Genomic DNA, 26,976 nt, shown 5'->3' with positions numbered 1-26,976 from the left:
CGGGAGAGAGCGAAGCGACTCGAGGTGTGATGCTGTCGCGACGTTGGCTGTGGTTGGTCGCCGCAGTGACGCTGGTCCTGGCGTTCGTCCAGTCCCCTGGGCAGATCTCCCCCGACACCAAACTCGATCTCACCGCCAACCCGCTGCGATTCCTGGCCCGCGCCGCGAACCTGTGGAACAGCGACCTGCCGTTCGGCCAAGCCCAGAATCAGGCCTACGGCTACCTCTTCCCCCACGGTGCGTTCTTCCTGGCGGGCGATGCGCTCGGACTGCCGGGTTGGGTGACGCAACGGCTGTGGTGGGCGTTGCTGCTCGCGGTGGGGTTCTGGGGGCTGCTGCGGCTCGCTGAGACGCTCGGCATCGGCAACACCAGCTCCCGCGTCCTCGCGGCGGCCGCGTTCGCGTTGTCACCGCGGGTGCTGACGACACTCGGCGCCATCTCGTCCGAGACGCTGCCGATGATGCTGGCGCCGTGGGTGTTGATCCCGGTGATCCAGGCGCTGCGTGGCACGGGCGGTAATGTCCGGGTGCTCGCGGCGCGCTCGGCGCTGGCCATTGCGCTGATGGGCGCCGTCAACGCCGTCGCGACCCTGACCGGGTGCCTGGCCGCCGTCATCTGGTGGGCCGCCCACCGCCCGAACAAGCTGTGGTGGCGTTTCACCGGCTGGTGGGCACTGTCGGTCGTGCTGGCCGTGCTGTGGTGGGTGGTGGCGCTGTTCATGCTTGGCCGCGTCAGCCCACCGTTCCTCGACTTCATCGAATCGTCGGGCGTTACCACACAATGGCTTTCGCTCACGGAGGTGTTGCGGGGCACTTACAGCTGGACGCCGTTCGTGGCGCCGACCGCCACCGCGGGCAGCACGCTGGTGACCAGTTCGGTGGCAGTGCTTGCGACGACGTTGGTGGCGGCGGCGGGCATGGCCGGACTCGCATTGCGGAGCATGCCCGCGCGGCGGCTGCTGATCGTGACACTCCTGATCGGGCTGACGTTGTTGGCAGTCGCCTACTCGGGCGGCCTCGGAGGGCCGTTCGCACATCAGCTTCAGCTGTTCCTCGACGCGTCGGGCACGCCACTGCGCAACGTGCACAAACTCGAACCGCTGCTGCGCATGCCGCTGGCCCTCGGGCTGGCCCACCTGCTCAGCCGCGTGCCCCTGCCGGGAAGCACTCCGCGCCCCGTGTGGGTGGCCGCGCTGGTCCATCCCGAACGCGACAAACGCGTGGCCGTTGGCATCGTCGTGCTCGTCGCGCTCGGTTCGGCAACTTCCTTGGCGTGGACCGGCCGGTTGGCGCCGCCCGGTACGTTCACGGCAATTCCGCAGTATTGGCACCAGGCGGCGGACTGGCTCGACGAGCACAACCAGGTGCCGGGGAACGACCCGGCGGCCGGTCGCGTGCTGGTCGTGCCCGGCGCCCCGTTCGCCACCCAGACGTGGGGCAACAGCCACGACGAGCCGCTGCAGGTGCTTGGCCACAGCCCGTGGGGGGTACGCGATTCCATCCCGCTCACCCCGCCGCAGACCATCCGGGCGCTCGATTCGGTGCAGCGCTTGTTCGCCGCGGGTCGGCCGTCCGCCGGTTTGGCCGATAGCCTTGCCAGGCAAGGGATTTCGTATGTGGTGCTGCGCAACGATCTCGACCCCGACGCGTCAAGGTCCGCACGCCCCCTGCTGGTCCACCGCGCTATCGACGGATCGCCCGGCCTCGATCGGGTGGCACAGTTCGGCGAGCCCGTCGGCCCTGGCACGTTGGACGGGTTCATCACCGACAGCGGGTTGCGACCGCGCTACCCAGCCGTGGAGATCTACCGGGTCGATGGTGGTGGTGCGCAAACCAATCCGGGCCATCCTTACCTGACCGACGCGGATGCGATGGCCCGCGTCGACGGTGGTCCTGAGTCGTTGCTACGACTCGACGAACGCCGCCGACTGCTCGGTCAACCGCCGCTCGGACCCATGCTGCTGACCCCCGACGCGCAACACGCCGGGTTGGCAGTTCCTGTCGTCACCGTCACCGACACGCCGATGGCACGGGAGACCGACTACGGCCGCGTCGATGACCACTCGTCCGCCATCCGCACGCCCGACGACACCCGCCATACGTTCAACAGAGTGCTCGACTACCCGGCGCCGGGAGCCGATCTGGTCTACGGGCAGTGGCCGGGCGGGCGGATATCGACCTCGAGCTCCGCGGCGGATTCGACTGCGCTGCCGAATGTTTCCACCGCATCGGGCCCAGCGGCGGCGATCGACGGCGACACATCGACCAGTTGGGTGTCCAACGCGCTGCAGTCGGCCGTCGGACAGTGGCTGCAGGTCGACTTCGACCACCCGATCACCAACGCCACCGTCACGCTCACGCCTAGCGCGACCGCCGTTGGTGCCCAGGTTCGCCGCATCGAGGTGTCCACCGTCAACGGCACTCGCACCATGCGGTTCGACGAGCCAGGCATTCCACTGACCGTTCGGCTGCCGCGCGGTGAGACGCCGTGGGTACGGTTCACGGCCGCGGCCACCGACGACGGATCGCCTGGAGTGCAGTTCGGGATCACCGACTTCACGGTCACCCAGTACGACGCCTCCGGATTCGCCCAACCAGTGAGCCTGCGACACACCGTCGTTGTGCCCGGACCGCCCGCGGGTTCGGCTGTCGCACAATGGGATTTGGGCGACGACCTGCTCGGTCGCGGTGGCTGCGCGGACGGTCCCGACGCAGTGCGATGCGCTGCCACGATGGCGATGGCCCCGGAGGAGCCGGTCAACCTGAGCCGCACCCTCACGCTGCCCGGGCCGATGTCGGTGACGCCGACGGTGTGGGTTAGGGCCAGACAGGGTCCCAACCTCGCCGACCTCATCGCACCACCCGGCACGGCGCGGACGATGGGTGACGCCGACCTCATCGACGTTCTGGGCTCCGCCTACGCCGCCAGTGACGGCGACCCACGTACCTCATGGACGGCGCCGCAACGCGTCACGCAGCACAGGTCGGCCCCGAACCTCGAGCTACGGCTCCCCCACCCGACCGAGGTCACCGCGCTGCGCCTGACGCCGAGCGCCGCGGAACTGCCTGCCCACCCCACGCTGGTGGCCGTTGACCTGGGCGACGGTCCGCAGGTGCGCAGGCTCGAGCCGAACGGAGCGCAGACCATCGCGCTGAAGCCGCGGGTGACCGACGTCGTGAAGTTGTCGATCCTGGACTGGAACGACGTGATCGACCGCACCGCACTGGGTTTCGATCAGGTCAAGCCGCCAGGGCTCGCCGAGGTGACTGCACTCGACGCCCAGGGTCAGCCCATCGCGGCCGCCGATGCTGTGCGGAACCGGACCAGGGTCATCGCACTGCCATGCGGGCGTGGGCCGATCATCGGCGTCGCAGGCCAGTTCGTGCAGACCTCGGTGGACACCACCGTCGGCGCACTGCTCGATGGCGAGCCCATCGCCGCGCACCCATGTCGGACAGCCCCGATCCTGCTGCCCGCTGGGCAGCAGGAATTGCTGATCAGCCCCGGCGCCGCATTCGTCGCCGACGGCGTTCAGTTGGCCGGACCGTTGGCCGGTGAAGTACGCAGTGCCCCAACCGCTCCCGTCCAGACGGAGGCGTGGACCTCCGACCGCCGGATAGTCGACGTGCCTTTCTCCGGCACTGCGCGGGTGCTGGTGGTGCCCGAGAGCATCAACCCGGGCTGGACGGCCCACTCATCCGACGGCACGGCCCTGACGCCGATCACGGTGAACGGCTGGCAACAGGGCTGGGTGGTGCCCGCGGACGCGTCAGGGCCTATCACGCTGGCGTTTCCCTCGAACACGCCCTACCGCCTCGGTTTGTTCGGCGGCCTCGCCCTGCTGCCGCTGCTCGCCCTGCTGGCCTTCTGGCGACGCAAGCCGCAACCGAACGCCCCACCCGCCACGCCGTGGCAGCCGGGACCCGTGGCAGTCGGAGTCGCCATCGTCGCAATGGGTTTCGCGATATCCGGAGTGGTTGGGGCGGTCGTCGTCGGCGCGGCGCTCTTGGTCCGGCTGCGGGTCCGGCCTTCGGTGTCCAAGCGGCTGACCGTCGGCGTGGCGGCCGGCGGGTTGATACTGGCAGGCGCGGCGCTCAGCCGCTATCCGTGGCGCTCGGTCGACGGGTACGTCGGCCACGACTGGGGCGTACAGCTGCTGGCGTTGCTGTCGGTGGCCGCGCTGGCGGCGACCCTGGTGCCGGAGGCTAGCCCGGTCGTACCATCCCGATTGGTCGACGACGGCGACGACGACGGGAGCTAGCCATGAGCACGGTGAACACGGCCGGAGGTGCCATCGCAACGGCTGACCTCGGCGTCACGCTGATGCACGAGCACGTGTTCATCATGACCACCGAGATCATGGAGAACTATCCCGAGGCGTGGGGCGACGGGGCCCGCCGGGAAGCCGAAGCCATCGTTCGGCTGAACGAACTCAAGTCCCGCGGCGTGGACACCATCGTCGACCTCACCGTCGTCGGGCTGGGGCGCTACCTTCCCCGCATCGCACGCATCGCCGCCGCCACCGAGCTCAACATCGTCGTCGCCACCGGGCTGTACACCTTCAACGACGTGCCGATGTTCTTCCACTACCGGGGACCTGGTGCGCCACTCGGTGGACCAGAGCCCATGATCGACATGTTCGTCCGCGACATCGAGGAAGGCATCGCCGATACCGGGATCAAGGCGGCAATCCTCAAGTGCGCCACCGACGAACCCGGCGTGACGCCAGGGGTGGAGCGGGTGCTGCGCGCGGTCGCCGCGGCCCATCGGCAGACCGGCGTGCCGATTTCCACGCACACCCATGCCGCGTCCCGGCGCGGACTCGAGCAGCAGGCCATCTTCGCCGAAGAGGGCGTCGACCTCACCCGCGTCGTCATCGGCCACAGCGGCGACACGACCGACATCGGCTACCTCGAGGAACTCATCGCAGCGGGCTCCTACCTCGGCATGGACCGGTTCGGAGTCGACGCGTTCCTCGGCTTCGAGGAGCGCGTCGCCACCGTGGCGACGATGTGCGAGCGCGGGCATGCCGACAAGATGGTGCTGTCTCACGACGCGTCGTGCTACTTCGACGCACTGCCCGAGGAGACCCTGCCCGTGGCGCTGCCTAATTGGCACTACCTGCACATCCACAACGACGTCATCCCTGCGCTCAAACAGCGTGGCGTCACCGACGAGCAGCTCACCACGATGCTCGTGGACAACCCCAGAACCATCTTCTCGACGCAAGGCGGGTACTGACGTGGTCGAGGGCGTCCCGCCGATCAGCACGCAGATGTCCGCACTGGCTGCGGCCGAACCTGCTTCACCCGCGGTCACGTGTGAGGGCCGCACCCTCACCCGCGCCGAATTGGACGCCTCGACCAACCGGCTCGCCCGGGCATACGCCGCACTCGGCGTCGGCGTCGGCGACTACGTGACGATCGCGATGCCGAACTCGATCGAATGGATTCAGGCCGTCGTCGCGTGCTGGAAGCTCGGCGCGGTACCCCAACCGCTGTCCGCGCGGCTGCCCGAGGCGGAGTTCACGGGCATCCTCGACCTGAAGCCGCGGGCGCTCATCGTGGGTCGCGAGGATCCACGTGGCGAAGTGCCGAGCGTCCCAGCCGATTTCACGCCCGACGCGGCGCTGTCCGACGACGCGCTGCCCGAGGCCGTTTCACCGGTGTGGAAGTCGATGACCTCAGGCGGCAGCACCGGCCGACCCAAGCTGATCGAGGCGGGTGGGGACAGCAGGCTGCCTGCGGCCATCGGCTACCCGCTCGGGATGCTCGAGGGCGACGTCAATCTGCTCTCGGTTCCGTTGAGCCACAACACCGGTTTCACTACCGCGGCGGCCGGACTGCTGCTCGGGCACCAGCTGGTGATCATGCCGCGCTTCGACGCACCCGAGTTCCTGCGGCTCATCGCCGAGCACCGGGTCACGTTCCTCGCGACGGTGCCGACGGTGATGCAACGGCTGTTGCCCGTCTACCGGGCCGACCCGGACGCGTACGACCTGTCGTCGATCCGCAGGTTCTGGCACCTCGGCGCGCCATGCCCGCCGGTGATCAAGCGCGCCTGGATCGACATCGTCGGACCCGAGCAAGTCTGGGAACTGTACGGCGGCACCGAACTTCAGGCGCTGACGTTCATCTCCGGTGACCAGTACCTGACCCACCCCGGATCGGTGGGGGTCGTGGTGGCGGGCGAGATGAAGGTGCTCGACGACGACGGCCGCGAATGCCCGCCTGGCGTCGTCGGCGAGATCTACATGCGCCCCAGCCCGGGCAGCGCCCCGACGTACCGCTACGTCGGCGTCGCCGCGAAGAGCCGCGACGGGTGGGATTCCCTTGGCGACCTCGGCTACTTCGACAGCGACGGATTTCTGTACCTGAGCGACCGGCGCGTCGACATGTTCACCGTCGGCGGCCGCAACGTCTACCCCGCCGAGGTCGAGGCGGCGCTGGCCGAACATCCAATGATCCTGTCCTGCTTGGTCGTTGGCGTACCCGATGATGATCTCGGTCAGGTGCCATACGCACTCGTCCAGCCCGACGGCGAGCTCGACGAGGACGCAGTGCGAGCCTTTCTCGCCGAACGGGTGGCGTCCTACAAGGTGCCGCGCACGGTGGAGTTCGTCGACCGGCCGTTGCGGGACGACGCGGGCAAGGCCCGCCGCACGGCCGTACGCGATGACGTCATCGCGCGTCGGCAGGCTCAGGCGCATCGCTGACCGAGCTGTCCAGCGGCGTGATGTCGTTGCGTCGCTCCCAGCGCCGCAACGCATCCCGACACGGCGACTCGACGAGCGCGTAGCTGACCGCCGCGATCGCGAAACCGATCACGACCGTCAAGACCAGCACCACCGGCATGTGCCCGTTGAACTGGAACGCCCCGATCATCGGGAACACCATGGCCAACGCTGCCAGGTGCCAGACGAACAGTCCGTATGACCAGCGGCCCAGCGTCACCATGGGCGCGCTGCCAAGGATCCGGTGCGGGGTGTCGGGCCGGTCCAGCACCAGCGGCGCCAGCAGCCCACCCGCCACCACCGTGCCCATCGCCACCTTCACCACGAATTGGCCGAGGTTGCCGGGGATGAGCCCCTCCGGACCCGCCAGCGGGGAGGCCGCGATGGTGAAGGCCACGACGACCACGACCGCCATGAGCACCCGGCGCCGAGCCATCCGGTGCGCCCACCCGACCGGGCTCACCGTGAGCTCCGCCAGCAGCATGCCTGCGGCGAACCAGGCGAAGAACGCGGGCGGCCAGGTCAGCGGGTTGACGCCGAACGGGGTGTGAATCGGGAGCAGGCCCCAGCCGAAGCTCGCCAGCGCCGCGCCCGCGATCACCGCGATGCGCGCGCGTACCGGCAGCCTGCGCGCCAGCAGGGCGAGCAGCGGCAGGGCCAGATAGAAGGTGACCTCGACCGACAGGCTCCACATCTGGGTGAGGCCCGCGGTCAACGTCAGTGGGACGTAGATCTGGGTCAGCGTCAGGTTGGCCAGCCACACCGTCAGGCCCGAACTGGCATCGGGTAGCAGCGAGAGGATCACCACGACGGCCAGCAGATAACCCGGCATGATGCGCACGATCCGGGACCGCAGATAGTGACCGGTCGGCGGGCGCAGGCGCATACCCCGTGCCGCGGCCGCGTGTCCGCGCCACAGCAGGAAGCCGGACAGGGCGAAGAACACCGCGACCGCAAGGTCGAATCGGCCGAAGAACCGGCCGGTGCTCCAGGTGGTGTGCCCGGTCTGGAACGCCACGTGGGTGATCACCACCCCGATGGCCGCGCAGGCGCGCATCCCCTCCACGGCGGGCAGGAAGCTGCGGGTTCCGCCGACCTCGCCACCCACGGCGAGCCGGGCCTTCGGGGGGCCGCCTGCACTGAGCACCCGGCCAGTCTGCCGGATGTCCTCGCGGTAAGCCGCAGCCTTATCATCGGCTGTTAGGGTCGAGCGGGTTTTTCTGTGCAGCCCAGACGGGTGTTTGGGCTGCACGTCGATTGTCTGGTGGACTGGTAGTCCGAACCATAGGGAGGCACGGTTTGAACCGCGCTGAGGCGCTGCGCATGGCGACGTGGGTGCTCTTGGGATTGGGCGCTGCTCTGCTAATTGCCGCGCTGCTCTTGTCCACCTATACGGAGGGCAGGATCGCGAAGATCCCGCTCGACATCGACACCACGCTGGTCAGCGACGGAACCGGGACCGGGCTCGATCCGACGTCGCTGTCGGCGCCTGCCGCGCCGCGCGAGGGTGAGCCCCCCAAGCCGCCGCCCGGTGACGAAACCTGTGGCCGCGTGCCGTTCGCCATCAACAAGAACGTGCCGATGACGTTGCAGCAGCAGGTCAGCGTTGAGGCGCCGGCCAATGCCGACGTCGTGACCCTCCAGGTGGGCAGCACGTTGCGGCGCGTCGACAAGCAGAAGGACGAAGGTCTGCTGCTGGCGATGGTTGACTTCGTGACGCTCAACCGCACGACCGCGCTCTCGAGTGAAGACCCCGCAGGCGGACTGCAGAGCCCACGGCCGATGGCGGAGCCACCCGCGTCGACGACCGCGCCCGCGAACCCGACGACCAAGCCGCTGCCGCACGAAGGGCTCGCCTACCGCTTCCCCTTCCACACCGAGAAGAAGACGTACCCGTACTTCGACCCGATCGCGCAGAAGCCGTTCGACGCGAACTACGACGGTGAAGACGACGTCAACGGCCTGACCACCTACCGCTTCACCCAGAACGTCGGCTACGACGCCGAAAACAAGCTCGTCGACCCGGTGAAGTACCCGTCGCTGTACTCCGACAGCGTCGACACCACGGTCACCGCCGTGGCCGCGCAGTGGGGGCTCACCGGCGAAGGCGATCCTTGCGAACCGATCACCATGACGCGCTACTACGCCGCGCAGCGCACCTTCTGGGTCGATCCGGTGTCGGGCACCATCGTCAAGGCCAAGGACCACGGCTACCACTACTACGCACGGGACAAGCTCAAGCCCGAGGTCACCTACGTCGACTACACGGTCAACTCCACCGAGGACACCGTCGAGTCACAGGTGGCGAGCGCCAGGGACGAACGGGACAGAGTCGGCCTGTGGGGCCGCGTGCTGCCGATCAGCTTCACCGCGCTCGGCATCTTGGCCCTGGTCGCAGGTGGCACGTTCACGTTCTTCACACTGCGGTCCGAGTCGGCGTTGATCGACCCCGGCCTCGACCAACCCGACCACGGCTTCTTCGGTAGACGCGCCATGGACTCCGGGCCGATGCCTGCTGCTGAGGCGCAGACGGAGAAACTCCCGACGCAGCGACGTCCCGACGCGCCCCCGGACCGACCCGTCTGACCATCCGTCGGCTGGCGGTGCCAGCGTATGCGCTGGCACTGGCCCTACTGGTGACGGCGCCGTTGCTCGCACCCGGCTATCTGTTGCTGCGGGACGCGGTGTCGACGCCGCGCTCGTATCTGTCCGACGCGGCCCTCGGGCTGTCCGAGGCCGCCCCTCGCGCGTTGCCGCAGGACTTTCTCGTGGCGCTCGGATCCTGGGCAGTCGGCGGCGGGGTCGTGGTCAAGGCGCTGCTGATCGCAGGGTTGTGGTGCGCGGGCTGGGGTGCCGCGCGGCTCGTCGCGACGGTCGTGCCTGACGCTGGGCGGCCCGGCCAGTTCGTCGCCGTCACGCTCGCAATCTGGAATCCCTATGTGGCGGAGCGGCTATTGCAGGGCCACTGGAGTCTGTTGGTGGGGTACGGCTGCCTGCCATGGGTGGCGACGGCGATGCTCCGCTTGCGCGCCGGGGACGGCGGTTGGTCGCCGCTGGTGTTCTGGATTGCGTTCGCGGGGCTGACGCCGACGGGGCTGCTGCTGGCCGCCACCGTCGCGGTGGTGAGCGCCACGGCGCCGGGGCTGGGACGGCCGCGGTGGGCGTGCGTCACGCTCAGCCTCGGGGTGGCGTTGCTTGCGGCGCTGCCGTGGCTGGTCGCCTCAGCGCTCGCCGGTTCCCTTTCCTCGACGCAGGCGACGGGCGTGCCCGTCTTCGCCGCCCGCGCGGAACCTGGGCTCGGCACCTTCGGCAGCCTCGCGGGGCTGGCCGGCATTTGGAACGCACAGGCCGTACCCGATTCTCGGACAACCCTTTTCGCGTTGGTCGGCACTGCCGCGCTGTTGGCGATCGTGGCCCTTGGGCTCCCGACGGCGCTGCGCCGTCCGGCCGCGGTGCCGTTGTTGGCGCTCGCGGCCGTCGCCGTGGTGTTCCCGGCGGCGATGGCGACCGGTCCCGGCGTGGCCGCACTCGAGGCGGTGGTGCGCACGCTGCCTGGCCTCGGGGTATTGCGCGACGGACAGAAGTGGGTGGCACTCGCGGTGCCCGGGTACGCGGTCGCCGGCGCCGCGGCCGTCGTGACACTGCGGGCTCGGATGCCCGCCATCGCAGCGGCCGCCGGGTGCTGCGTGGTGCTGCTCGCGGTGTTGCCCGACCTCGCCTTCGGCGTGGGCGGCAAGGTCGCCGCGGTGCGCTATCCGCCGGGGTGGACGGCGGTGGCGGCCATGATCAATGCCGACCCGCGCGCGGTCGCGGTGCTACCACCCGACAGCATGCGTGAGTTTCCTTGGGCGCGTGGCGCGCCGATACTCGACCCGTTGCCACGCTGGGTGTCAGCGGACGTGTTGGCGACCGGCGATCTGGTGATCGGTGGCCAGACCGTGCCCGGCGAGGGCGAGCGCGCGCGCGAGGTTCAGCGGATGCTGCTTTCGGGTACCAGCGTCGACCAGCTGGCCGGCGCAGGCGTGGGGTGGGTAGTGGTGGAGTCGGGTAAGGGCTCAATTCCCTTGGCGCCGTTGCATCTCCCCGTGGCCTACCGCGACGAGACGCTCACGTTGTATCGGGTCGGCGGTGACCACCCCGCCGCCGAGCATCGCGGCGAACTGATCGCCGCGCACATGGTGTGGCTGGCCACGCTAGGGGTCGGGGCGGTCGGGATGCTCGTCGGCGCAGCCCGGTTGCGACGCGAGCGCACCGGCGTGGCTTCTGCCTGACAGACACCTGATTCGTCACCTCGCAACCCATTGACTGGTCCTACTCGTCCGGCCTAGAGTCTGATTTGCAGAAACTATTTCTCCACAACGGAATATGGTCGTCCCGGCCGGAAGGATAGAGAGGGCATCAATGCGCATCCGACACCTTGGAATCGTGGTCCAGGATCTCGAGACCACCGCCGAGTTCTACGTGAACGTGCTCGGCTTCACGCGACTCGGCGACATCCGAACGCCAGGCCACTACCCCGGCAAGGCCATCGACCTCAGTGACGGCGAGGTCAACTACTCACTGCTACAACCCAACCCGGACATCCAGCGGTCGGAGTGGACGTACGGCGGCATGGGGCCCAACCACATCGGGGTGACGATCGAAGACACCGGTGCCGTGGTAACCGCACTCAAGGAACGCGGCATCGAGGTGTACGGCGCCGAACAGGCCGACCCGCCGCGCTTCTTCAAGTTCCGCGATCCGGACGGCGTAGAGGTCGACGTCGCCACGCCGGAGCGCGGCTGGAAGTTCTGACCCACGCGCGCGTTGCGCGTGGCCCGCGTCCCGCCGTGGTGGCTCGTCGGCACCGTCGTCAGCATCTTCGCACTGCAGGTGGCGGTCACCCTCGCGCGACCGGTATCGACCTACCGACTGCTGGCACTGGGCGCTGACGGCACCACCCTCGGCCTGACCGCGGCGTGCTTCGCCGTTCCGCCCATGCTGCTTGCCGTCGGCTTCGGGCGTTGGGCCGAGAAGCACCACCCCGCAATCCTTCTCGGTCTCGGCCTGGTCGTCGCAGCCGGCTCGTCGTTCGCGCTCGTCGTCGCAGAGCCGATTCCGGCGATCGCGCTCGCGACCACCACGCTCGGCATCGGACACATGTCGGGAACCATCGGTGCGCAGAGCATCATGGCCCAGGCCCACAGCTCACTGGCACGCATCAACCGGTTCGGCACCCTGACCACGGTGTCGGCGCTCGGTCAGATCGTGGGGCCGGTGCTCGGTGGCGTGATCATCGGCCACTCCGAAAAACCCAGCCTCGGCGCGACGTCGTCGGCGCTCTTCGTCGCGGCCTGGGTCTTCCTCGCGGGCCTTCCGCCGGCGCTACTCGCCTGGCGCACCAGGATCGCACGCTCGACGGTGCGGACGGGCCGCGCGGAGCGCGTGTGGCAGTTACTGCGCAGACGGGGGATGCCCGCCGCGCTGATGACGAGTTTCTCCGCGAAGAGCGGCATCGACCTACTACTCGTGTACATGCCCCTGCTTGGCGCCGCGATCGGACTGGCCCCTACCCAGGTCGGCATCCTGCTCGGCATCAGCTCGACCGGCGCGCTGCTGGCGCGTGCCGCGACGCCGATATTCGTGCGGCGGATTCCGACGCTACGGCTGACCGTGCTCGCAACGACGGTCGCTGCGTGCTGTCTGGTGGTGCTCGCGCTGAGTGACGCCCTGGCGCCGATGATCGTCGCGATGTCGATCCTGGGGTTCGCGCTGGGCCTGTCGCAAACCACCACCATGGACTGGGTGGTGAACCTCGTCGACGACACCAGCAGAGGATCCGCACTTGGCCTTCGGCTCGCGACGAATCGCCTTGGGCAGACGATCATTCTCGCGGTCGCGGGCGTCGTCTCGGGATGGTTGGGCGTACAGAGCGCCTTCGTCCTTCTCGCCGTCGTCATGTTCGCGACCGCCGCCTCCGGCGCGGTCGGGGCCCGAGGAGCACCGGACGACTAGCGGCGCGGCGACTCCGGCGCCTTGGCGAGCGTGGCGATCATCAACTCGCCGACGCGTGAAATCCGTTGTGCGTTCAAGCGACTGGATGGGGCGGCCACGGCGATGGCGGCAAGTCGCCCTGCGAAGTCACGGAAGGCGACGGCCACGGAGCCCACGTCGTCTTCGGTCTCCCCGAAGTTGACCGCATACCCGCGATTCCTGGCCTTCGCAAGCTCCTTCATCAACGCTTCCAGGGTGGTGATCGAACGGGCCGTGCGCGCGGGAAACGGTTCCGCGGTGGTCGGATAGAGCTCGGCCACTTGCTGATCCGTCATCTGCGACAGCAGTGCCTTGCCCAGCGACGTGCAATGGGCAGGCACCAGGGTGCCGGTACGAGCCACCACCCGCAGGGCGCGTTCAGACTCGACGGCGTCGACGTAGCGGACCTGATTGCCCTCCAGCACGCCAAGGTGCACCGTCTCGTCGAGTTCGGTGTTGAGTTCTTCCATCGCCGGACGAGCCTGCTCGCGGACGTTCAGCGAACCCACGACGGCAAGCCCCACCTCGACGAGGGCGGGCCCGGCGACGTACGCGCGAGTGACGGGCTCCTGCTGGACGAACCCGTGGTGAGCGAGCATCGCGAGCAGTCGGTGGGCAGTCGAGTGGGCAACCCCCAGGTATTTGCACGCATCGGTGAGGCGCACCCGCGGCTGCTCGCGAAACAGCAGCAGCAAAAGGAGGGCGTTGTTCACCGAGGAGATCGGATACGCCGGCCCGGTTTCGCTCTCCGGTCGAGGTGTCTGCATAGAAGAAGAGTACCGAGCGTTCGCTGAGAAAGAACCGGCTTGAGCCTGTGAAAGTGACGCTTGACACACCCGCGCTCGAACCCTAGGTTTTCTTATGACCAGAAGATGTTTCCATTCTCAAGACATCCAGCGAAGAGGTCTGAATGGCCAGTGACACCGACCGGCCTGCTGTGTCCGCCCTTGACGACGGACCTGTTTCCGAACCAGCCGAGCCCGCTCCCGACCCCAAGCCTGCCCCCGACCCTGCCGACGTCCGGCTGACGCAGCGCGTCCACGTTGCGCTCGGGCTGGTGATCGCCGCACTCGGGACCTGGCTGCTTTACCGCAGCCTGACGGAACTCGCGTTCAAGGGCAGCAACGGCGAGCCAGGGCCGGGTTATCTTCCGGCACTACTGACCATCGGGCTCATCGGACTCGGCCTTGCACTCTCAGCCGTCTGGCTCTGGGGCCCGCGGGCCAAAAGCGGTGACGTGCCCACGCTTTCGCTGTCCAGGGCCGGCATGGGCAGGGCTGTGGTGGTGTGGCTGGCGCTGGTGGTTTGCATTGCACTGATCGAACCGTTCGGATTCCTGATCGCGGGCGAGGTGCTGGTGTTCCTGATCATCGTGGTCATCGAACGCATCCGTTCGATTCCGTCGATCGTGGCGCTGATCCTGGTGCCACCCGGCATGTACGTGCTCTTCGAGATTCTGCTCGAGGTGCAACTCCCGGAAGGAACCCTATGGCGGTGAACCGATTTGGCGCTTTGCTACGGGCTGAAGGAGACCAGTGAACGCGATCGATGGCCTGCTGTCGGGCCTGGAGGCCGCCTTCACACCGACCAACCTGCTGTGGCTGGTCGTCGGCTGCCTGCTCGGCACCCTGGTCGGCATCCTGCCCGGGCTGGGCCCGCCTGCCACCATCGCCATCCTGCTGCCGTTGGCCACCGGTTTCGAACCGGCGACCGGGCTCATCATGATGGCGGGCATCTACTACGGCGCCAAGTACGGCGGGTCGACCACGTCCATCCTGTTGAACATCCCCGGCGAGTCGTCGTCAGTCGTCACCTGCATCGACGGCTACGAAATGGCCAAGCAGGGGCGGGCAGGACCGGCGTTGGGCATCGCGGCCATCGCCTCGTTCGTCGCCGGCACCATCGGCGTCATCGGCCTGACGTTTCTGGCCCCGATCGCCGCCGACCTCGCAGTGAACTTCGGTCCCCCCGAGTACTCGGCACTGATGCTGTTCGCGCTCCTGCTGGTGATCATGCTGGCCGGCGACTCGATGCTGAAGGGGTTCATCTCGATGTTCATCGGGTTGTTCCTCGCCACCATCGGCACCGACCTGTTCTCGGGTGAGCAGCGCTTCACCGGCGGCCAGATCGAGTTGGCCGGCGGCGTCGAATTCATCGCATTGTCGGTCGGCATCTTCGCGATCGGCGAGGTTCTGGTGAACATCGAGGAGAAGACCGAGAAGCAACTCTTCAAGGTGCCCAACAAGATCCGCGAGCTGCTGCCGTCCATGAAGGACATCAAGCAGGCCACGCCCGCCATGCTGCAGGGCGGCATCGTCGGCTTCGTCATCGGCATCCTGCCGGGCGCCGGTTCCACCGTGGCCTCGTTCGTCTCCTACATCATCGCCAAGAAGACGTCGCGACACCCGGAGGAATTCGGGAAGGGCTCCATCGAGGGCGTGGCCGCCCCGGAAGCCGCGAACAACTCCGAGACCGGTGGCGCGATGGTGCCGCTGCTGACCATGGGCATCCCCGGTTCGGGCACGGGCGCAGTACTTCTCGGCGCCCTGGTGCTCTACGGGCTCAACCCTGGCCCGCTGCTGTTCCACGAACACGCGGACGTGGTCTGGCCGATCATCGCGAGCATGTACCTGGGCAACGTCGTGCTGGTGATCATGAACCTTCCGATGGTGCCGCTCTTCGCGAAGCTGCTCAATACGCCGTACAAAGTGCTCTACCCCGCGATCCTGTTGATCTCGGTCGTCGGCGTCTACAGCGTGAACTTCTCGATGTTCGATGTCGGCCTGCTTGCGGTCTTCGGACTGCTTGGCTACGTGATGAGGAAGCTCGACATCCCGCCCGCGCCACTGGTTCTGGCGTTCGTGCTGGGCCCGATCGCGGAGAACGCCATCCGGCAGTCGCTGCTGCTCTCGGACAACAGCCCGATGATCTACCTCGAACGGCCCATCTCTGCGGTGCTCATCGGGCTCGCGGTGCTGCTGCTGGCGGTACTCGGCTTCGGCCGCAAGACGCGGAAGGTGCGCGAACAACTCGTCGACGTCGACGCCTGAAGCCATACCCCACAGGCAATTTCAGCTCCCACCAGTCGGCTCGTAACAGAAAGTAGGCACACTCATGATCCGATTCAGGAAAGTCCTCACCATCGCGATCGCAATCCTCGCGCTGCTCGGCGTCGCAGCATGTAGCGGCTCCGGATCGGGCGGAGGGAAGTCCGGGCCCGTAGAGGTGGTGACGCACAACGCAGTTGGCGGCGGGTCCGACGTGTTCACCCGCCAGATGATCAAGGTGATGTACGACAACAAGATCATCCCGACGCAATGGCCCGTGCGCAACGTTCCAGCGGGTGACTCAATTGGTGCGATGTCGTACATGATCGACCGAAAGGGCAACGCGGGCTTGCTCGCTCAGGTGACCCCGACCTGGTTGGCCACGCCGATGACGGTCGCCAACGCCAAAGTCGGGCTCGACATGCTGACGCCAATCGCGCTGGTCGCCACCGAACCTCAAGTGATCGTGACGAATGCGAAATCTCCGCTCAACTCGTTCTCCGACTTCGTCGCCCAGGCCAAGCAGTCACCTGACACCCTCGTCCAGGCCGGCGGCTCGAGCACCGCGAACGACGCGCTGACCCGACTGGTCCTTCAGGACACGCTCGGTGCCAAGTGGAAGTTCCTTTCTTTCGAGGACACCGGATCGCGCATCACCGCCCTTCTACGCAACGACGCAAACATCATGCTGGGCAGCGCATCCGACGTCACCGAGCAGGTGAAGGCCGGGCAACTCAAGGTCATCGCAGTGGTCGGCGATCAGCGCCTGGATACCTTTCCGGACGTCTCCACCACCACCGAGCAGGGGATCGACTCGGCCAAGGTGCCCGTTCAGTTCCGCGCGGTGATGGGCGCACCCGACATGCCTGCCGACTCGGTACAGGGCTACCAGGACGACCTCACCAAGATGGTCGAGACCGACGGCTGGAAGACCATCGCCAAGGACAACGGCCTCGTCACCCAAAACTTCCAGGACGACAAGTTCACCAGCTACCTCAAGGAGCAGACCGACATCGTCGGCGGCCTGCTTGCGGGGCTGGGTCTGAGGAAGGATCAGTGAGCTCTGTCTCTCTCGAACCCGATCACACCTCACTGCTGGCGCGATTCGTCGCAGAGCACGACGGCGACCGGATCCCCGAAGCGGTGCTCCACGCCGCGCGGCGCGCACTCGTCGACCACATCGCGGTGACGGTCGCCGGATCCACGGACGACGCCACGCGGCGGGCCAGAAATGCCTTCACGCCGAGCGAAAATGGCAGCAGCGCAACGGTAGTCGGTACCCGCATGCGGGTATCGGCTCCCTACGCCGCATTCCTCAACGCGTTCGCGTCCCATGTGCTCGACCTCGACGACGTCTACAACCCACCGGGCACCACCGTGCACGGGAGTTGTTCGGTCTGGCCCGCCATCCTCGCCGTCGCCGACACCGCCCCCGACACCCGGCCGGTTACCGGCAAGGCCGCGCTCGCGACGTTCGCCCTTGGCTTCGAGGTGGAGACGCGGGTCGCGCACGCTGCGGGCCAGAGCCACTACGACGCAGGATGGCACGTCACGGGCACGTCCGGTCACGTCGGCGCCGCGGCCGCCGCAGCCCGCACGATGGGCCTGCAGGCCGAGCAGGTCGAACACGCGATTGCCGCGGGCGCCACGCAGGCGTCGGGCCTGCGCGTGATGGCGGGCAGTGACTTGAAGAGCATGCATCCCGCCAAGGCCGCCATGGACGGCGTGCTGGCGGCCGCCCTCGTCGAGCAGCGACTGACGGCAAGTGCCAAGGCGCTGGAAGGTGACTTCGGGTACCTCGCGGTGATGAGCGCTGAGCCCGCTCCCGGCAGGCTCAGCACCGGCCTCGGTGAGACCTGGAACCTGCCGTCCAACGGGCACAAGCTCTATCCGAGTGGGTCGTTGACCCACCCCATGATCGACGGCGTGATCGCACTGGTCACCGCCGAGGACGTAGGGCCCGACGAGGTCAGCGTCATCGACATCAGGGTCTCGCCGCCCGCCGCCCGCTTCACCGACCTGCCCCGTCCCGCCACCCGAATGCAGGCCAAGTTCAGTCTTCGGCACTGCGCCGCTGCCGCCGTCACCTTCCGCCGCGTCGGCACCGAGGAGTTGGGCGACCCGATCTTGACCCGACCCGACGTCGTCGACCTTCGCGAGCGCGTGAAGGTGGTCACCGACCCGGCATTGGGAAAGCAGGACGCCGACGTCGAACTCGTGCTGACCTCCGGGCGCACGCTGACGACCGAGGTGCGGGGCAACCGTGGCACCCCGGCGGCGCCCCTGGATGACGCCGAACTGAGCTTCAAGTTCCGCGAGCTGGTCACCCCGGTGCTCGGCGCCGAGCGCGCCGAGACGTTGTTGCACACCTGTTGGCACATCGACGAATTGGCAGACGTGTCAGCGCTGCTCGTGCAGACGGTGCCGCTCGACGATGCCTGACCCCGGTATCGCCCTCGTTACTGGTGCAGGCAGCGGACTCGGTGCCGTCATCGCCGCACGGCTCGGCCGTTCCGGGCTGACGATCGCGGTGAACACCCGTTCCCGCGCAGACAACGCCGAGGCCGTGGTGGCCGCTATCGAATCAGCAGGCGGACAGGCCTTCAGCGCGCCCGCAGACATCGCGGATGCGGCCGCGGTGCGCAGCATGTTCGACGCCATCGCGGAGCACGGCAGGGTGCGGGTGGTCGTGAACAACGCTTCCTACCGGCCGCGCTCGTCGTTTGCCGATATCACCGAGGAAGATTGGCACGCAGTCCATTCCGTCACGCTCGATGGCGCGTTCCTGTGCATTCGGAGCGCGCTGCCGACCCTGGTGCCAGGCGGTCGGGTGGTCAACATCCTCGGCCGCAACGCGCTGGACGGCGACCCGAAGCGGGTGCACGTGTCGTCGGCCAAGTACGCCCTGCTCGGGCTCACCCGCGCCTTGTCGGCCTCATTGCGGGCCGACGGGGTCGCCGTCAACGCCGTATCCCCCGGAATCGATTGCGCGGGAGCCAATCTGGACCGTTGCCGTGACGAGATCGCCGAGCAGGTGGCCCGGCTGACGGTCGAACCGACCGAGGTGACCGGAACCGTCGTCCACGTGGACTGCGACGGCTCCGAGGTAGCTGTGTCGCGGGCCTACTGACCGGGGACGGTAAGCGCCAGCAACGCCTCAACGTCACCGCTGCCCGCGAGTCCGAACGTGGTGTCTGCCAACCGTTCTGCGCGCTCGTGGCCGATCGCCTCGTCGACCAAACCGAAGAACTTGTCCCGCAACTCGTCGTCGGACAACCGATTGCCGGGCGTTCCGCGGGCGTCGTCGACCCAGGTCTCGACGATGTTGCCGTCGTCGGTCAGTGCGGTCGCGCCGGCCTGGGTGTGCGGGACGTCCGGATCCGCCGTCACCTCAATGAGTCCCATTACGGCCCGAACCGCGGGATCGACGACCAGCGCGTCGGAGAACTCGGCCTCACCGGCGCGGCCGCGCAGCAGGCCGATCGCGCAGGCGAACGTGACGGAGAACTTGCCCTCGAGACCCGTTCTCGGATCAGTCTTTCCGGTGAGCTCGAGCACCAGCGGGTGGACCCTCAGCTTGATCGACCGAATCCGATCGGCGGACAGGCCCTTGCGCGCGGCCAGGTCGCGTACGGCATCGATCGCAGGGTGAATGACCACGCCGCAGGCGTACGGCTTCACGCCGTTGTCAAAGATCTGCCACTTCTCGCCGAGCCCGTCGACGAGGTCGGCCTGGGTGCTGGCCGACGACATCACGGCGAACATGCCGCGCCTGCCCTGCAGCGGATCGGGTGCGCCGGTGAATCCGCCATTCGCGAGCAGGCCCGCCCAGACTCCGGCCTGCGCGGCGTGCCCCGCGTGGAACGGCTTGGTCATCGTGCCGAACTGTTCCCGGTGCCCGGCGGCCTGCGTGGCCGCGATGCTGAGGCAGTGCGTGGCCTTCCGCTCGCCCAGCCCGAGCAGTCGGACGGCGACCGTCGCCGACGCCAGCGCTCCGGTGGTTCCAGTCATGTGCCATCCCGCGTCGTAGTGCTCCGGGTACAGCGCGTTGCTGGCCCGCGCGGCGAGTTCGTAGCCAAGGGCGTGCGCGGCCAGCAGGTCGAGGGCGCCGGTACCCAACCACTCGGCGAGCGCAGTACCCGCGGCGTAGAGCGGGGTGGTCGGGTGCAGGATCGTCGGCACGTGTGTATCGTCGAAATCCAAAGCGTGGCAAGCGATTCCATTGACCAATGCGGCGTCGGTGACGCGGAGCCGCGCGGTGGTCCCGAGCGCTCTGGCCTGCGGCTCTCCGCCGAGGATCAGGGCCTGCTCGCGGACGATCCTGGCGGCGGGTTCCGACGCACCCGCAATGGCGAGGCCGAGATGGTCGAGCAGGCAGCGGGCGCTCTCGTGCAGCACAGCCGCCGGCAGGTCGGCAGCGGCGGTGTGCCTGACGAATTCGAGGAGCGTGCGCGTTTCGGCGGACGTCCTGTCGTCGTAGTTTTCCGAGTTCGCCTCCGTAGCTGCCATTCATTCTGTATAACAGAAGTGCTGTCCGTATTACAGACTTAGGTGGATCCGTGACTGGAGCATTCCCGGTAAGCGCGGAGCTTGCCGCGTTCGCGGCGGGCCTGCGGACCGAGGACCTGCCTGCCCAGGTCGTCCATCAGGCGGTCCGGTGCCTTGTGGACTGGCTCGGTTGCACCCTGGCGGGTTCCGCCACCGCGGAGGCCGCGCTGGTCCGTACGGGGCTCGGCGCACTCGACCCTGGCGACGGTTCCCGCACCGCCACCATCGTCGGCACCCGGCAACGCGCCTCGGCCGGATACGCGGCGCTGGCCAACGGGATCGCAGCACACGTGCTGGACTTCGACGACACGTTCAACCCCGACCGCACAACGATCCACGGCAGTGCTCCGCTGTGGCCGGCGATCGCCGCCGCATCCGAGCTCCTGCCCGTCACCGGCAAGGCCGCGATCGCAGCATTCGTCGCAGGCTTCGAAGTGCAGACGCGCGTGGCGGTCGCCGCAGGTGCCGGTCACTACGACGTCGGCTGGCATGTGACGGGCACCGTCGGCCACATCGGTGCCGCGGTCGCAACGGCACGCCTGCTCGGGCTTTCGGCGGACCAGACGCTAGCGGCACTCGGCACCGGTGCCACGCAGAGCGCGGGCATGAAGGTGGTTTACGGGTCGATGGGTAAGTCCCTGCATCCTGGCAAGGCTGCGATGGACGGGCTGCTGTCGGGATTCCTCGCCCGCGACGGCTTCACCTCCAGCGCCGAACCCGTCGAGGGTCACCGCGGATTCCTCCACCTGTTCTCACCCGATCCCGCGCCGTGGCGTGCCGTCGAAGGACTCGGCGAGACGTGGTACCTGCCCCGCGACGGGTTCAAGCCGTACGCATGCGGATCGCTGACCCATCCGGCTGCGCAGGCTCTGCTCGAGCTGCGCGCCGAGCATCATCTGACCGCCGATGACGTCACGTCGGTGGACGCCTACGTGCACGACTACGTGAAGACGACGACCGGACTGACCGAACCGCGCACCGGACTTCAGGGCAAGTTCAGCATCTACCACGTGCTGGCCGTGGCACTCGCCGACGGCGCCGCGTCGCTGGCGCAGTTCACCGACGACCGCGTCGCCGACCCGGCGCTCTTCGCGTTGCGCGAAATCGTCGCCGTCCACGTCGATCCCGAGCAGACCAAGGACTCTGCGCGCGTGGTGCTGAACTTGCACGACGGGCGGTCGCTCGCGCGCCACGTTGCGCACAACCTCGGCACCCCGGACAACCCGATGTCCGACGGCCAACTCGAGGACAAGTTCGTCGCACTCGCCGCGCCGGTACTCGGCTCCGAACGGGCGCTCGAACTGGCGCGTGTCTGCTGGGGGCTCGAGCAATTCGCCGACCTCGCAGGCCTGCTCGAACTCACCGTGCCGTAGTCCGCTTCCACTACGGCCAGTTCACTTAGCATGTCCCACTGACACTTTCGGGCTCCCGGCTCGATTTCATCCACAGTCTGGGTTTCATCCACAGATCCGGATTCGGGGTGGCCGGATCCGTGGCCGGACGGCATGGCGGCAATTACCTTCGAAAGTGTGTTCGAACCGATCCTGACCCTCATCACCGCGGCCCGGTCCCCCGGTGACCGCGTCCGGGCCTGTGCCCGGTTGGAGAACGCCGCCTGCGCCGCCCGACTCGCCGCGATGGCCGACATGCTCGCCGCCGCGTATGCCGCCGACGGATCCGCCGAACGCGACCAATGGCGCCTCGACAACTGGGCCGCGGTCTGTGCACAGATCGGGGCCGCCCACCAGGTCACCAGCGGCGTCGCCTCCGGACTCTTGATGGATGCGGTCACCTTGCGCGAACGGCTGCCCCAAGTCGCCGCACTGTTCGCCGAGGGACTGATCTCCTACCGGCTGGTGCACGCCATCTGTACCCGCACCACCCTGGTCCGCGACCCCGACGCCCTGCGCGCGCTAGACGCCGAGTTGGCCGCCGAACTGCGCCACCGTGGGGCGATGTCGGTGTGTGAGGCCGAGCGCACCATCGACGCCCTGGTGCTCACGCACGATCCGGACGGGGTGCACCGCACCGAAGCCACCAGCCGGGGCTGCAGCGTCGACGTCTATGTCGAGGACTCCACCGGCATCGCGCATCTGTCGGGCACCGTGGTGGCCACCGACGGCAAGGCCTTCGACCAACGCCTGCACGCGCTCGCGGGCACCGTCTGCGACCGCGACCCCCGCACCCTCGATCAGCGCCGCGCCGCCGCAGTGGGGGCGTTGGGTTTCGGGTGGGACCGGCTGCCGTGTCTGTGCGAACAGCCCGACTGCCAGGCAGCCTCCAAACCCGCCGGCGGCGGGGTCGTCATCCACGTCATCGCCCGCCCCGACGCCCTCGACACAAGCACCGACCCCGAGCCACCCCTCGACCCCAAGCCACCGGCCGATCCAAAGCCACCCACCGAACCCGAGCCCGCCTCACCGCCAGTGGGTGACTTGGTAACCCAACGTCGGGCCCTGGTCGGTGACCCGCCGCCCCTGCTGCCCAAACCCTGGTCGAGCTACACCCTCTCAGGGCTGGGCGCCGCCCTGGACGCCGACCGCGGCCAGTGCCCGGCCGCACCGCCGGCCGTGATCCTCGGCGGCGCGGTACTGCCCGCCCCCATCGCCGCCCAGGCCGCCTTCCACGCCACCCTCACCACACTCGCCCACCCCGGCCAAGCCCCACCCGAACCGGGCTACCGGCCGTCGAAGAAACTCGCCGAATTCGTCCGTTGCCGCGACCTGACGTGTCGGTTTCCCGGCTGCACCAAACCCGCCACCCTCGCCGACATCGACCACACCATCCCCTGGCCCTACGGGCCGACGTGCGCGTCGAACCTGAAATGTCTATGCCGCGAACATCATTTATTGAAAACGTTCTGGCCCGGCTGGCACGACCAACAGTCACCCGATGGCACCGTGCGCTGGACCGATCCCGATGGCCACACCGCCACCACCCACCCCGGCAGCCGACTACTGTTCCCCGAACTCTGCACCCCCACTGCGGAATTCACGGTGACCGGCACACCACCGGCCAAACACACCGCAGGCCTCACCATGCCCAAACGCAAAACCACCAGAACCCAAGACCGGCGACGGCGCATCGACCACGAACGCCGACTCAACGCCCAGGCGAATGAGGCCTAGACGACGCCGCTGATCCGCTCGCCTGAAGCCACCGACTGCAGCACCGTCCGCATGGCTACTGCGCTTTGGCGCCAAGAGAACTCGGCACTTCGGACCTGCGCCTTGGCGCCGAGCTGAGCGCAGAGCACGTCATCGGTCAGCAACCGCTCCAGCGCGTCGACCAGTTCGCCATAGTTATCGACGAGCAGTCCCGTCACGCCGTCCATGACCGAGTCCGTCAGGCCGCCCGACGACCGGTAACCGATGGTCGGCACCGCATGCTGGGCCGCCTCGGTGACCGCCAACCCCCAACCCTCCTTGTGCGAAGGCAGGACGTGCACCCAGGATCGTTGCAGCACACGATGTTTGGTCTCGTCGTCGACATGGCCGTGAAAGGTCACCGCGTCCGAGATACCGAGCAGCGCCGCATGCTCGACGAGCCGCTCCGCCCACCAACCCGCTCCGATGACGTCGAGGTGCAGCTCGGGCAGCTGGGTGCGCAGCCCGGCGATGGCATCGAGGGCATGTTCGATCTGCTTGTGCGGCACCAACCTTGACAGCACTGCCACTCGTGGGGTGCTCGAACGCGGCTCGGTCAACGTGTGGGCCGGCGCCTCGTCCAGTCCGTTGCCGACCACCGCGATGCGGTCGGTGCTCACCCCCAGTTCGACGAGATCGCGCGCCGAAGGCAGCGAAACCGTCACGTACTGGTTGCTCCGGTGCAGCCGCGGCGACACGACCGATTCGACGAACCAACCCACCCGACTGAACATCCACCCGGCGACCGGCCACAGATCACGGTGGCAATGGTGCACGAGCACGACGGTCCGGCGACCGAACACCAACCGAGCCATGAACGGCAGCCCATTCTGAGTGTCGACCACGACGTCGGGACGCGTGCGCCCCAACGGTCCGAGCCCGACCCTGGCGAGCAGCATCGCGAACATCGCCAACACGTACACGGAGTAGGGGCCGCCCGCGCGGCTCACGTCGACGCCGTCGACGACCTCCCGGCGGGGCGAACCCGGATACCGGGCCGTGCGCAGCGTCACCGCAATGCCGTCGGCAGCCAACTGACTGCCGATGCGCTGCAGGTAGGCCTCGCTGCCGCCGCCTTGCGGATGACCAGTGTCACGCCAGCACAACAGCAGGACGGACCGGACCGGGCGAGCAGACATCCGGTCCAGCGTAGCTGGCTGTTTAGAGTTGCCGGGGTGACCGCCACCGACGTCTTCGCACGGCAGGCCACGCTGGCCCGGTCGCTGCGCTTACTCGGAGAGTTCCGGTTCGAGCAGCGCGACCCCGCACGGTTCTACGGAGCGCTGGCCGACGACACCGTCGCTCTGGTCACCTCCTTGTGGACGGCGCTGCACGGCACCGCGCCTACGAGCCGCACGCTGCTCGACGTCGGCGGCGGCCCCGGGTACTTCGCCACCGCGTTCGACGACGCCGGACTTAACTACGTCGGCGTCGAGCCCAACCCTGCCGAGCTGCATGCCGGACCGGCCGGCGAGCCAGGCGCGGGCACATTCGTCCGGGCCTCGGGCATGGCGCTGCCCTTCGCCGCCGACAGCGTCGACATCTGCCTGTCCTCGAACGTGGCCGAGCACGTCGCGCAGCCGTGGCTGCTTGGTCGGGAAATGCTCCGCGTCACCCGGCCCGGCGGGCTGGTGGTGCTGTCGTACACGGTCTGGCTCGGCCCCTTCGGCGGGCACGAAATGGGGTTGACGCACTACTTTGGGGGCCGCCGCGCGGCCGATCGGTATGCGCGCAAGCACGGCCATCGACCGAAGAATGACTACGGCTCGTCGTTGTTTGCGGTCACTGCCGCCGACGGCCTCGAATGGGCCGCCAGCACCGGTGCGCTGGTCGCCGCATTCCCCCGCTACCACCCACGATGGGCCTGGTGGATGGCCCGTGTTCCGGTGCTCCGTGAATTCACGGTGAGCAATCTGGTGCTGGTGTTGCAGCCGTCGTGAACCATTGAACTGCAACAGGTTCTCGTTTGGCCGTTCGGTGGGTAATGTGACGCTCATGACACAGAGCACCGCCTTCAAGACCGAGTGGGACAAGCTGTTCATCGGCGGCAAGTGGGTCGAGCCCTCGACGTCGGACGTCATCGAAGTGCACTCGCCCGCCACCGGTGAACTGGTCGGCAAGGTGCCGCTGGCTGCCCCGGCCGACGTCGACGCCGCGTGCGCCGCCGCCCGCAAGGCCTTCGATGAGGGCCCCTGGCCGCACCTGTCGCCCGCCGAGCGCGCCGAGATTTTGGGCCGCGCCGTCAAGATCTTGGAAGAGCGGGCCGACGAGCTGAAGTTCCTGCTGGCCGCCGAGACGGGCCAGCCGCCGACGATCGTCGACATGATGCAGTACGGCGCCGCAATGTCGTCGTTCCAGTACTTCGCGGGCGCGGCCGACAAGTTCACCTGGCGCGACTTCCGCGACGGCGTGTACGGCACGACGATGGTGCTGCGCGAGCCGATCGGCGTCGTCGCCGCGGTGACGGCGTGGAACGTGCCGTTCTTCCTGGCCGCCAACAAGCTCGGACCCGCGCTACTGGCGGGCTGCACCATCGTGGTGAAACCGGCCGCCGAGACGCCGCTGTCGTTGTTCGCGATGGCCGACATCTTCGCCGAGGCGGGGCTTCCCGAGGGCGTGCTCTCGGTGGTACCCGGTGGCCCGGATACAGGCCGCGCACTGACCGCCAACCCGGAGATCGACAAGTTCACGTTCACCGGGTCCAGCGCGGTCGGCAAGGAGATCGCCAAGATCGCCGCCGAGAAGCTCAAGCCGTGTTCGTTGGAGCTGGGCGGCAAGTCGGCGGCCATCATCCTCGAGGACGCCGACCTGGACGCCACGTTGCCGATGCTCGTCTTCTCCGGGCTGATGAACACCGGGCAGGCGTGCGTCGCGCAGACCCGCATCCTGGCGCCCCGCTCGCGCTACGACGAGGTCGTAGAAAAACTCGGGGAAGCTGTCAAAAACATGCCCGTCGGACTGCCCGACAATCCGGGCGCGATGATCGGATCGCTGATCAGCGAGAAGCAGCGCGAGCGCGTCGAGGCCTACATCAAGAAGGGCGTCGAGGAGGGTGCACGATTGGTGACCGGCGGCGGGCGTCCCGAAGGCCTCGACAGCGGCTGGTTCATCGAGCCGACGTTGTTCGCCGACGTCGACAACTCGATGACGATCGCGCAGGAAGAGATCTTCGGCCCCGTGCTGGCGGTGATTCCCTACGACACCGAGGAAGACGCCGTGCGGATCGCCAATGACTCCGTCTACGGCCTGGCCGGGTCGGTGTTCACCAGCGACAACGACAAGGCGATGAAGATCGCGGCGCAGATTCGCACCGGCACCTACGCGGTCAACATGTACGCCTTCGATCCCGGCGCGCCATTCGGCGGCTACAAGAACTCCGGCATCGGCCGCGAGAACGGGCCCGAGGGCATCGAGCAGTACACGCAGGCCAAGAGCGTGCTGCTGCCGTTCGGCTACACGCCGGAGTAACCCCGATCGGATAGCCAGCGG

The 26,976-nt window shown here is 68.0% G+C and carries 20 protein-coding genes; 16 read left to right on the top strand and 4 right to left on the bottom strand.

What is annotated here, in order from left to right:
* The first annotated feature begins 29 nt into the window (after positions 1 to 29).
* From SLQ30_RS06000 to SLQ30_RS05990, 3 genes are read left to right on the top strand one after another with little or no spacing between them, the layout of a single operon-like run.
* On the top strand, positions 30 to 4,262 hold the full coding sequence (locus SLQ30_RS06000) for an alpha-(1->3)-arabinofuranosyltransferase (RefSeq protein ID WP_319447477.1): 4,233 nt from the start codon (positions 30 to 32) through the stop codon (positions 4,260 to 4,262).
* A gap of 2 nt (positions 4,263 to 4,264) precedes the next feature.
* Complete coding sequence (locus tag SLQ30_RS05995; RefSeq protein ID WP_319447478.1) at positions 4,265 to 5,242, top strand: phosphotriesterase-related protein; 978 nt, start codon at positions 4,265 to 4,267, stop codon at positions 5,240 to 5,242.
* Between the two features lies 1 nt (position 5,243).
* Positions 5,244 to 6,716 carry an AMP-binding protein gene (locus SLQ30_RS05990; RefSeq protein ID WP_319447479.1) on the top strand — a complete coding sequence of 491 codons (1,473 nt, stop codon included), beginning with the start codon at positions 5,244 to 5,246 and terminating at the stop codon, positions 6,714 to 6,716.
* Here SLQ30_RS05990 and SLQ30_RS05985 read toward each other — a convergent pair.
* Entirely contained in the window at positions 6,682 to 7,791 is a 1,110-nt protein-coding gene (locus tag SLQ30_RS05985; protein WP_319447673.1) for an acyltransferase, read from the bottom strand. The genes SLQ30_RS05990 and SLQ30_RS05985 overlap by 35 nt on opposite strands.
* Before the next feature lie 242 nt (positions 7,792 to 8,033).
* On the opposite strand from SLQ30_RS05985, the gene SLQ30_RS05980 reads away from it, so the two are divergent.
* The 4 genes from SLQ30_RS05980 (at position 8,034) to SLQ30_RS05965 (ending at position 12,728) form a co-directional block, all read left to right on the top strand.
* Positions 8,034 to 9,320 (top strand): DUF3068 domain-containing protein, encoded by a 1,287-nt coding sequence (locus SLQ30_RS05980; protein ID WP_319447480.1) that lies wholly within the window; start codon positions 8,034 to 8,036, stop codon positions 9,318 to 9,320.
* A gap of 17 nt (positions 9,321 to 9,337) precedes the next feature.
* Positions 9,338 to 11,005 carry a hypothetical protein gene (locus SLQ30_RS05975; RefSeq protein ID WP_319447481.1) on the top strand — a complete coding sequence of 556 codons (1,668 nt, stop codon included), beginning with the start codon at positions 9,338 to 9,340 and terminating at the stop codon, positions 11,003 to 11,005.
* A gap of 130 nt (positions 11,006 to 11,135) precedes the next feature.
* Positions 11,136 to 11,528, top strand: coding sequence for a VOC family protein (locus SLQ30_RS05970; RefSeq protein WP_319447482.1), 393 nt, complete (start codon positions 11,136 to 11,138; stop codon positions 11,526 to 11,528).
* A gap of 18 nt (positions 11,529 to 11,546) precedes the next feature.
* Positions 11,547 to 12,728 (top strand): MFS transporter, encoded by a 1,182-nt coding sequence (locus SLQ30_RS05965; protein ID WP_319447483.1) that lies wholly within the window; start codon positions 11,547 to 11,549, stop codon positions 12,726 to 12,728.
* Here SLQ30_RS05965 and SLQ30_RS05960 read toward each other — a convergent pair.
* Entirely contained in the window at positions 12,725 to 13,513 is a 789-nt protein-coding gene (locus tag SLQ30_RS05960) for an IclR family transcriptional regulator (protein ID WP_319447484.1), read from the bottom strand. The genes SLQ30_RS05965 and SLQ30_RS05960 overlap by 4 nt on opposite strands.
* Before the next feature lie 143 nt (positions 13,514 to 13,656).
* Here SLQ30_RS05960 and SLQ30_RS05955 point away from each other — a divergent pair, with 143 nt between their 5' ends.
* The 5 genes from SLQ30_RS05955 to SLQ30_RS05935 all read left to right on the top strand — a co-directional run bounded on the left by SLQ30_RS05955 (position 13,657) and on the right by SLQ30_RS05935 (position 18,923).
* Positions 13,657 to 14,244 (top strand): tripartite tricarboxylate transporter TctB family protein, encoded by a 588-nt coding sequence (locus tag SLQ30_RS05955; protein ID WP_319447485.1) that lies wholly within the window; start codon positions 13,657 to 13,659, stop codon positions 14,242 to 14,244.
* Positions 14,245 to 14,281: 37 nt separating this feature from the next.
* The gene (locus SLQ30_RS05950) at positions 14,282 to 15,796 is read left to right on the top strand and encodes a tripartite tricarboxylate transporter permease (RefSeq protein WP_319447486.1); all 1,515 of its coding nucleotides are present in this window, start codon (positions 14,282 to 14,284) and stop codon (positions 15,794 to 15,796) included.
* A 64-nt stretch (positions 15,797 to 15,860) separates the two neighbouring features.
* A complete protein-coding gene (locus tag SLQ30_RS05945; RefSeq protein WP_319447487.1) occupies positions 15,861 to 16,853 on the top strand; it encodes a tripartite tricarboxylate transporter substrate-binding protein in 993 nt (330 codons plus the stop codon).
* A complete protein-coding gene (locus tag SLQ30_RS05940; protein ID WP_319447488.1) occupies positions 16,850 to 18,235 on the top strand; it encodes an MmgE/PrpD family protein in 1,386 nt (461 codons plus the stop codon). The genes SLQ30_RS05945 and SLQ30_RS05940 overlap by 4 nt, the downstream gene beginning before the upstream one ends.
* Positions 18,228 to 18,923: an SDR family NAD(P)-dependent oxidoreductase gene (locus tag SLQ30_RS05935; RefSeq protein WP_319447489.1), complete on the top strand. Its 696-nt coding sequence runs from the start codon at positions 18,228 to 18,230 to the stop codon at positions 18,921 to 18,923. The genes SLQ30_RS05940 and SLQ30_RS05935 overlap by 8 nt, the downstream gene beginning before the upstream one ends.
* Here the strand turns inward: SLQ30_RS05935 and SLQ30_RS05930 are convergent.
* On the bottom strand, positions 18,917 to 20,302 hold the full coding sequence (locus SLQ30_RS05930) for an MmgE/PrpD family protein (protein ID WP_319447490.1): 1,386 nt from the start codon (positions 20,300 to 20,302) through the stop codon (positions 18,917 to 18,919). The two genes, SLQ30_RS05935 and SLQ30_RS05930, sit on opposite strands and share 7 nt — an antisense overlap.
* A gap of 50 nt (positions 20,303 to 20,352) precedes the next feature.
* Between SLQ30_RS05930 and SLQ30_RS05925 the strand changes: the two genes are divergently transcribed.
* A complete protein-coding gene (locus SLQ30_RS05925) occupies positions 20,353 to 21,714 on the top strand; it encodes an MmgE/PrpD family protein (protein ID WP_319447491.1) in 1,362 nt (453 codons plus the stop codon).
* 156 nt (positions 21,715 to 21,870) lie between these two features.
* The gene (locus SLQ30_RS05920) at positions 21,871 to 23,469 is read left to right on the top strand and encodes an HNH endonuclease signature motif containing protein (protein ID WP_319447492.1); all 1,599 of its coding nucleotides are present in this window, start codon (positions 21,871 to 21,873) and stop codon (positions 23,467 to 23,469) included.
* Here SLQ30_RS05920 and SLQ30_RS05915 read toward each other — a convergent pair.
* Positions 23,466 to 24,626, bottom strand: a complete 1,161-nt coding sequence (locus SLQ30_RS05915; RefSeq protein WP_319447493.1) for a glycosyltransferase family 4 protein — start codon at positions 24,624 to 24,626, stop codon at positions 23,466 to 23,468. The genes SLQ30_RS05920 and SLQ30_RS05915 overlap by 4 nt on opposite strands.
* Before the next feature lie 36 nt (positions 24,627 to 24,662).
* Here SLQ30_RS05915 and SLQ30_RS05910 point away from each other — a divergent pair, with 36 nt between their 5' ends.
* Both SLQ30_RS05910 and SLQ30_RS05905 read left to right on the top strand, forming a co-directional pair.
* Positions 24,663 to 25,427: a class I SAM-dependent methyltransferase gene (locus SLQ30_RS05910; RefSeq protein ID WP_319447494.1), complete on the top strand. Its 765-nt coding sequence runs from the start codon at positions 24,663 to 24,665 to the stop codon at positions 25,425 to 25,427.
* A 55-nt stretch (positions 25,428 to 25,482) separates the two neighbouring features.
* The gene (locus tag SLQ30_RS05905; protein WP_319447495.1) at positions 25,483 to 26,955 is read left to right on the top strand and encodes an aldehyde dehydrogenase; all 1,473 of its coding nucleotides are present in this window, start codon (positions 25,483 to 25,485) and stop codon (positions 26,953 to 26,955) included.
* The last annotated feature ends 21 nt before the right edge of the window (positions 26,956 to 26,976 follow it).

The organism is Mycobacterium sp. RTGN4, assembly GCF_033804635.1.
Lineage (GTDB): Bacteria > Actinomycetota > Actinomycetes > Mycobacteriales > Mycobacteriaceae > Mycobacterium.
This window is presented reverse-complemented; position numbering and strand designations above follow the sequence as displayed.

Excerpts from the sequence above, each read along its gene's own strand:
- SLQ30_RS05970 (WP_319447482.1), top strand. The coding sequence starts at position 11,136 with ATGCGCATCCGACACCTTGGAATCGTGGTCCAGGATCTCGAGACCACC.
- SLQ30_RS05935 (WP_319447489.1), top strand. The coding sequence starts at position 18,228 with ATGCCTGACCCCGGTATCGCCCTCGTTACTGGTGCAGGCAGCGGACTC.
- SLQ30_RS05985 (WP_319447673.1), bottom strand. The coding sequence starts at position 7,791 with ATGCGCGCCTGCGCGGCCATCGGGGTGGTGATCACCCACGTGGCGTTC.
- SLQ30_RS05905 (WP_319447495.1), top strand. The coding sequence starts at position 25,483 with ATGACACAGAGCACCGCCTTCAAGACCGAGTGGGACAAGCTGTTCATC.
- SLQ30_RS05955 (WP_319447485.1), top strand. The coding sequence starts at position 13,657 with ATGGCCAGTGACACCGACCGGCCTGCTGTGTCCGCCCTTGACGACGGA.
- SLQ30_RS05945 (WP_319447487.1), top strand. The coding sequence starts at position 15,861 with ATGATCCGATTCAGGAAAGTCCTCACCATCGCGATCGCAATCCTCGCG.
- SLQ30_RS05930 (WP_319447490.1), bottom strand. The coding sequence starts at position 20,302 with ATGGCAGCTACGGAGGCGAACTCGGAAAACTACGACGACAGGACGTCC.
- SLQ30_RS05915 (WP_319447493.1), bottom strand. The coding sequence starts at position 24,626 with ATGTCTGCTCGCCCGGTCCGGTCCGTCCTGCTGTTGTGCTGGCGTGAC.
- SLQ30_RS05960 (WP_319447484.1), bottom strand. The coding sequence starts at position 13,513 with ATGCAGACACCTCGACCGGAGAGCGAAACCGGGCCGGCGTATCCGATC.
- SLQ30_RS05995 (WP_319447478.1), top strand. The coding sequence starts at position 4,265 with ATGAGCACGGTGAACACGGCCGGAGGTGCCATCGCAACGGCTGACCTC.
- SLQ30_RS06000 (WP_319447477.1), top strand. The coding sequence starts at position 30 with ATGCTGTCGCGACGTTGGCTGTGGTTGGTCGCCGCAGTGACGCTGGTC.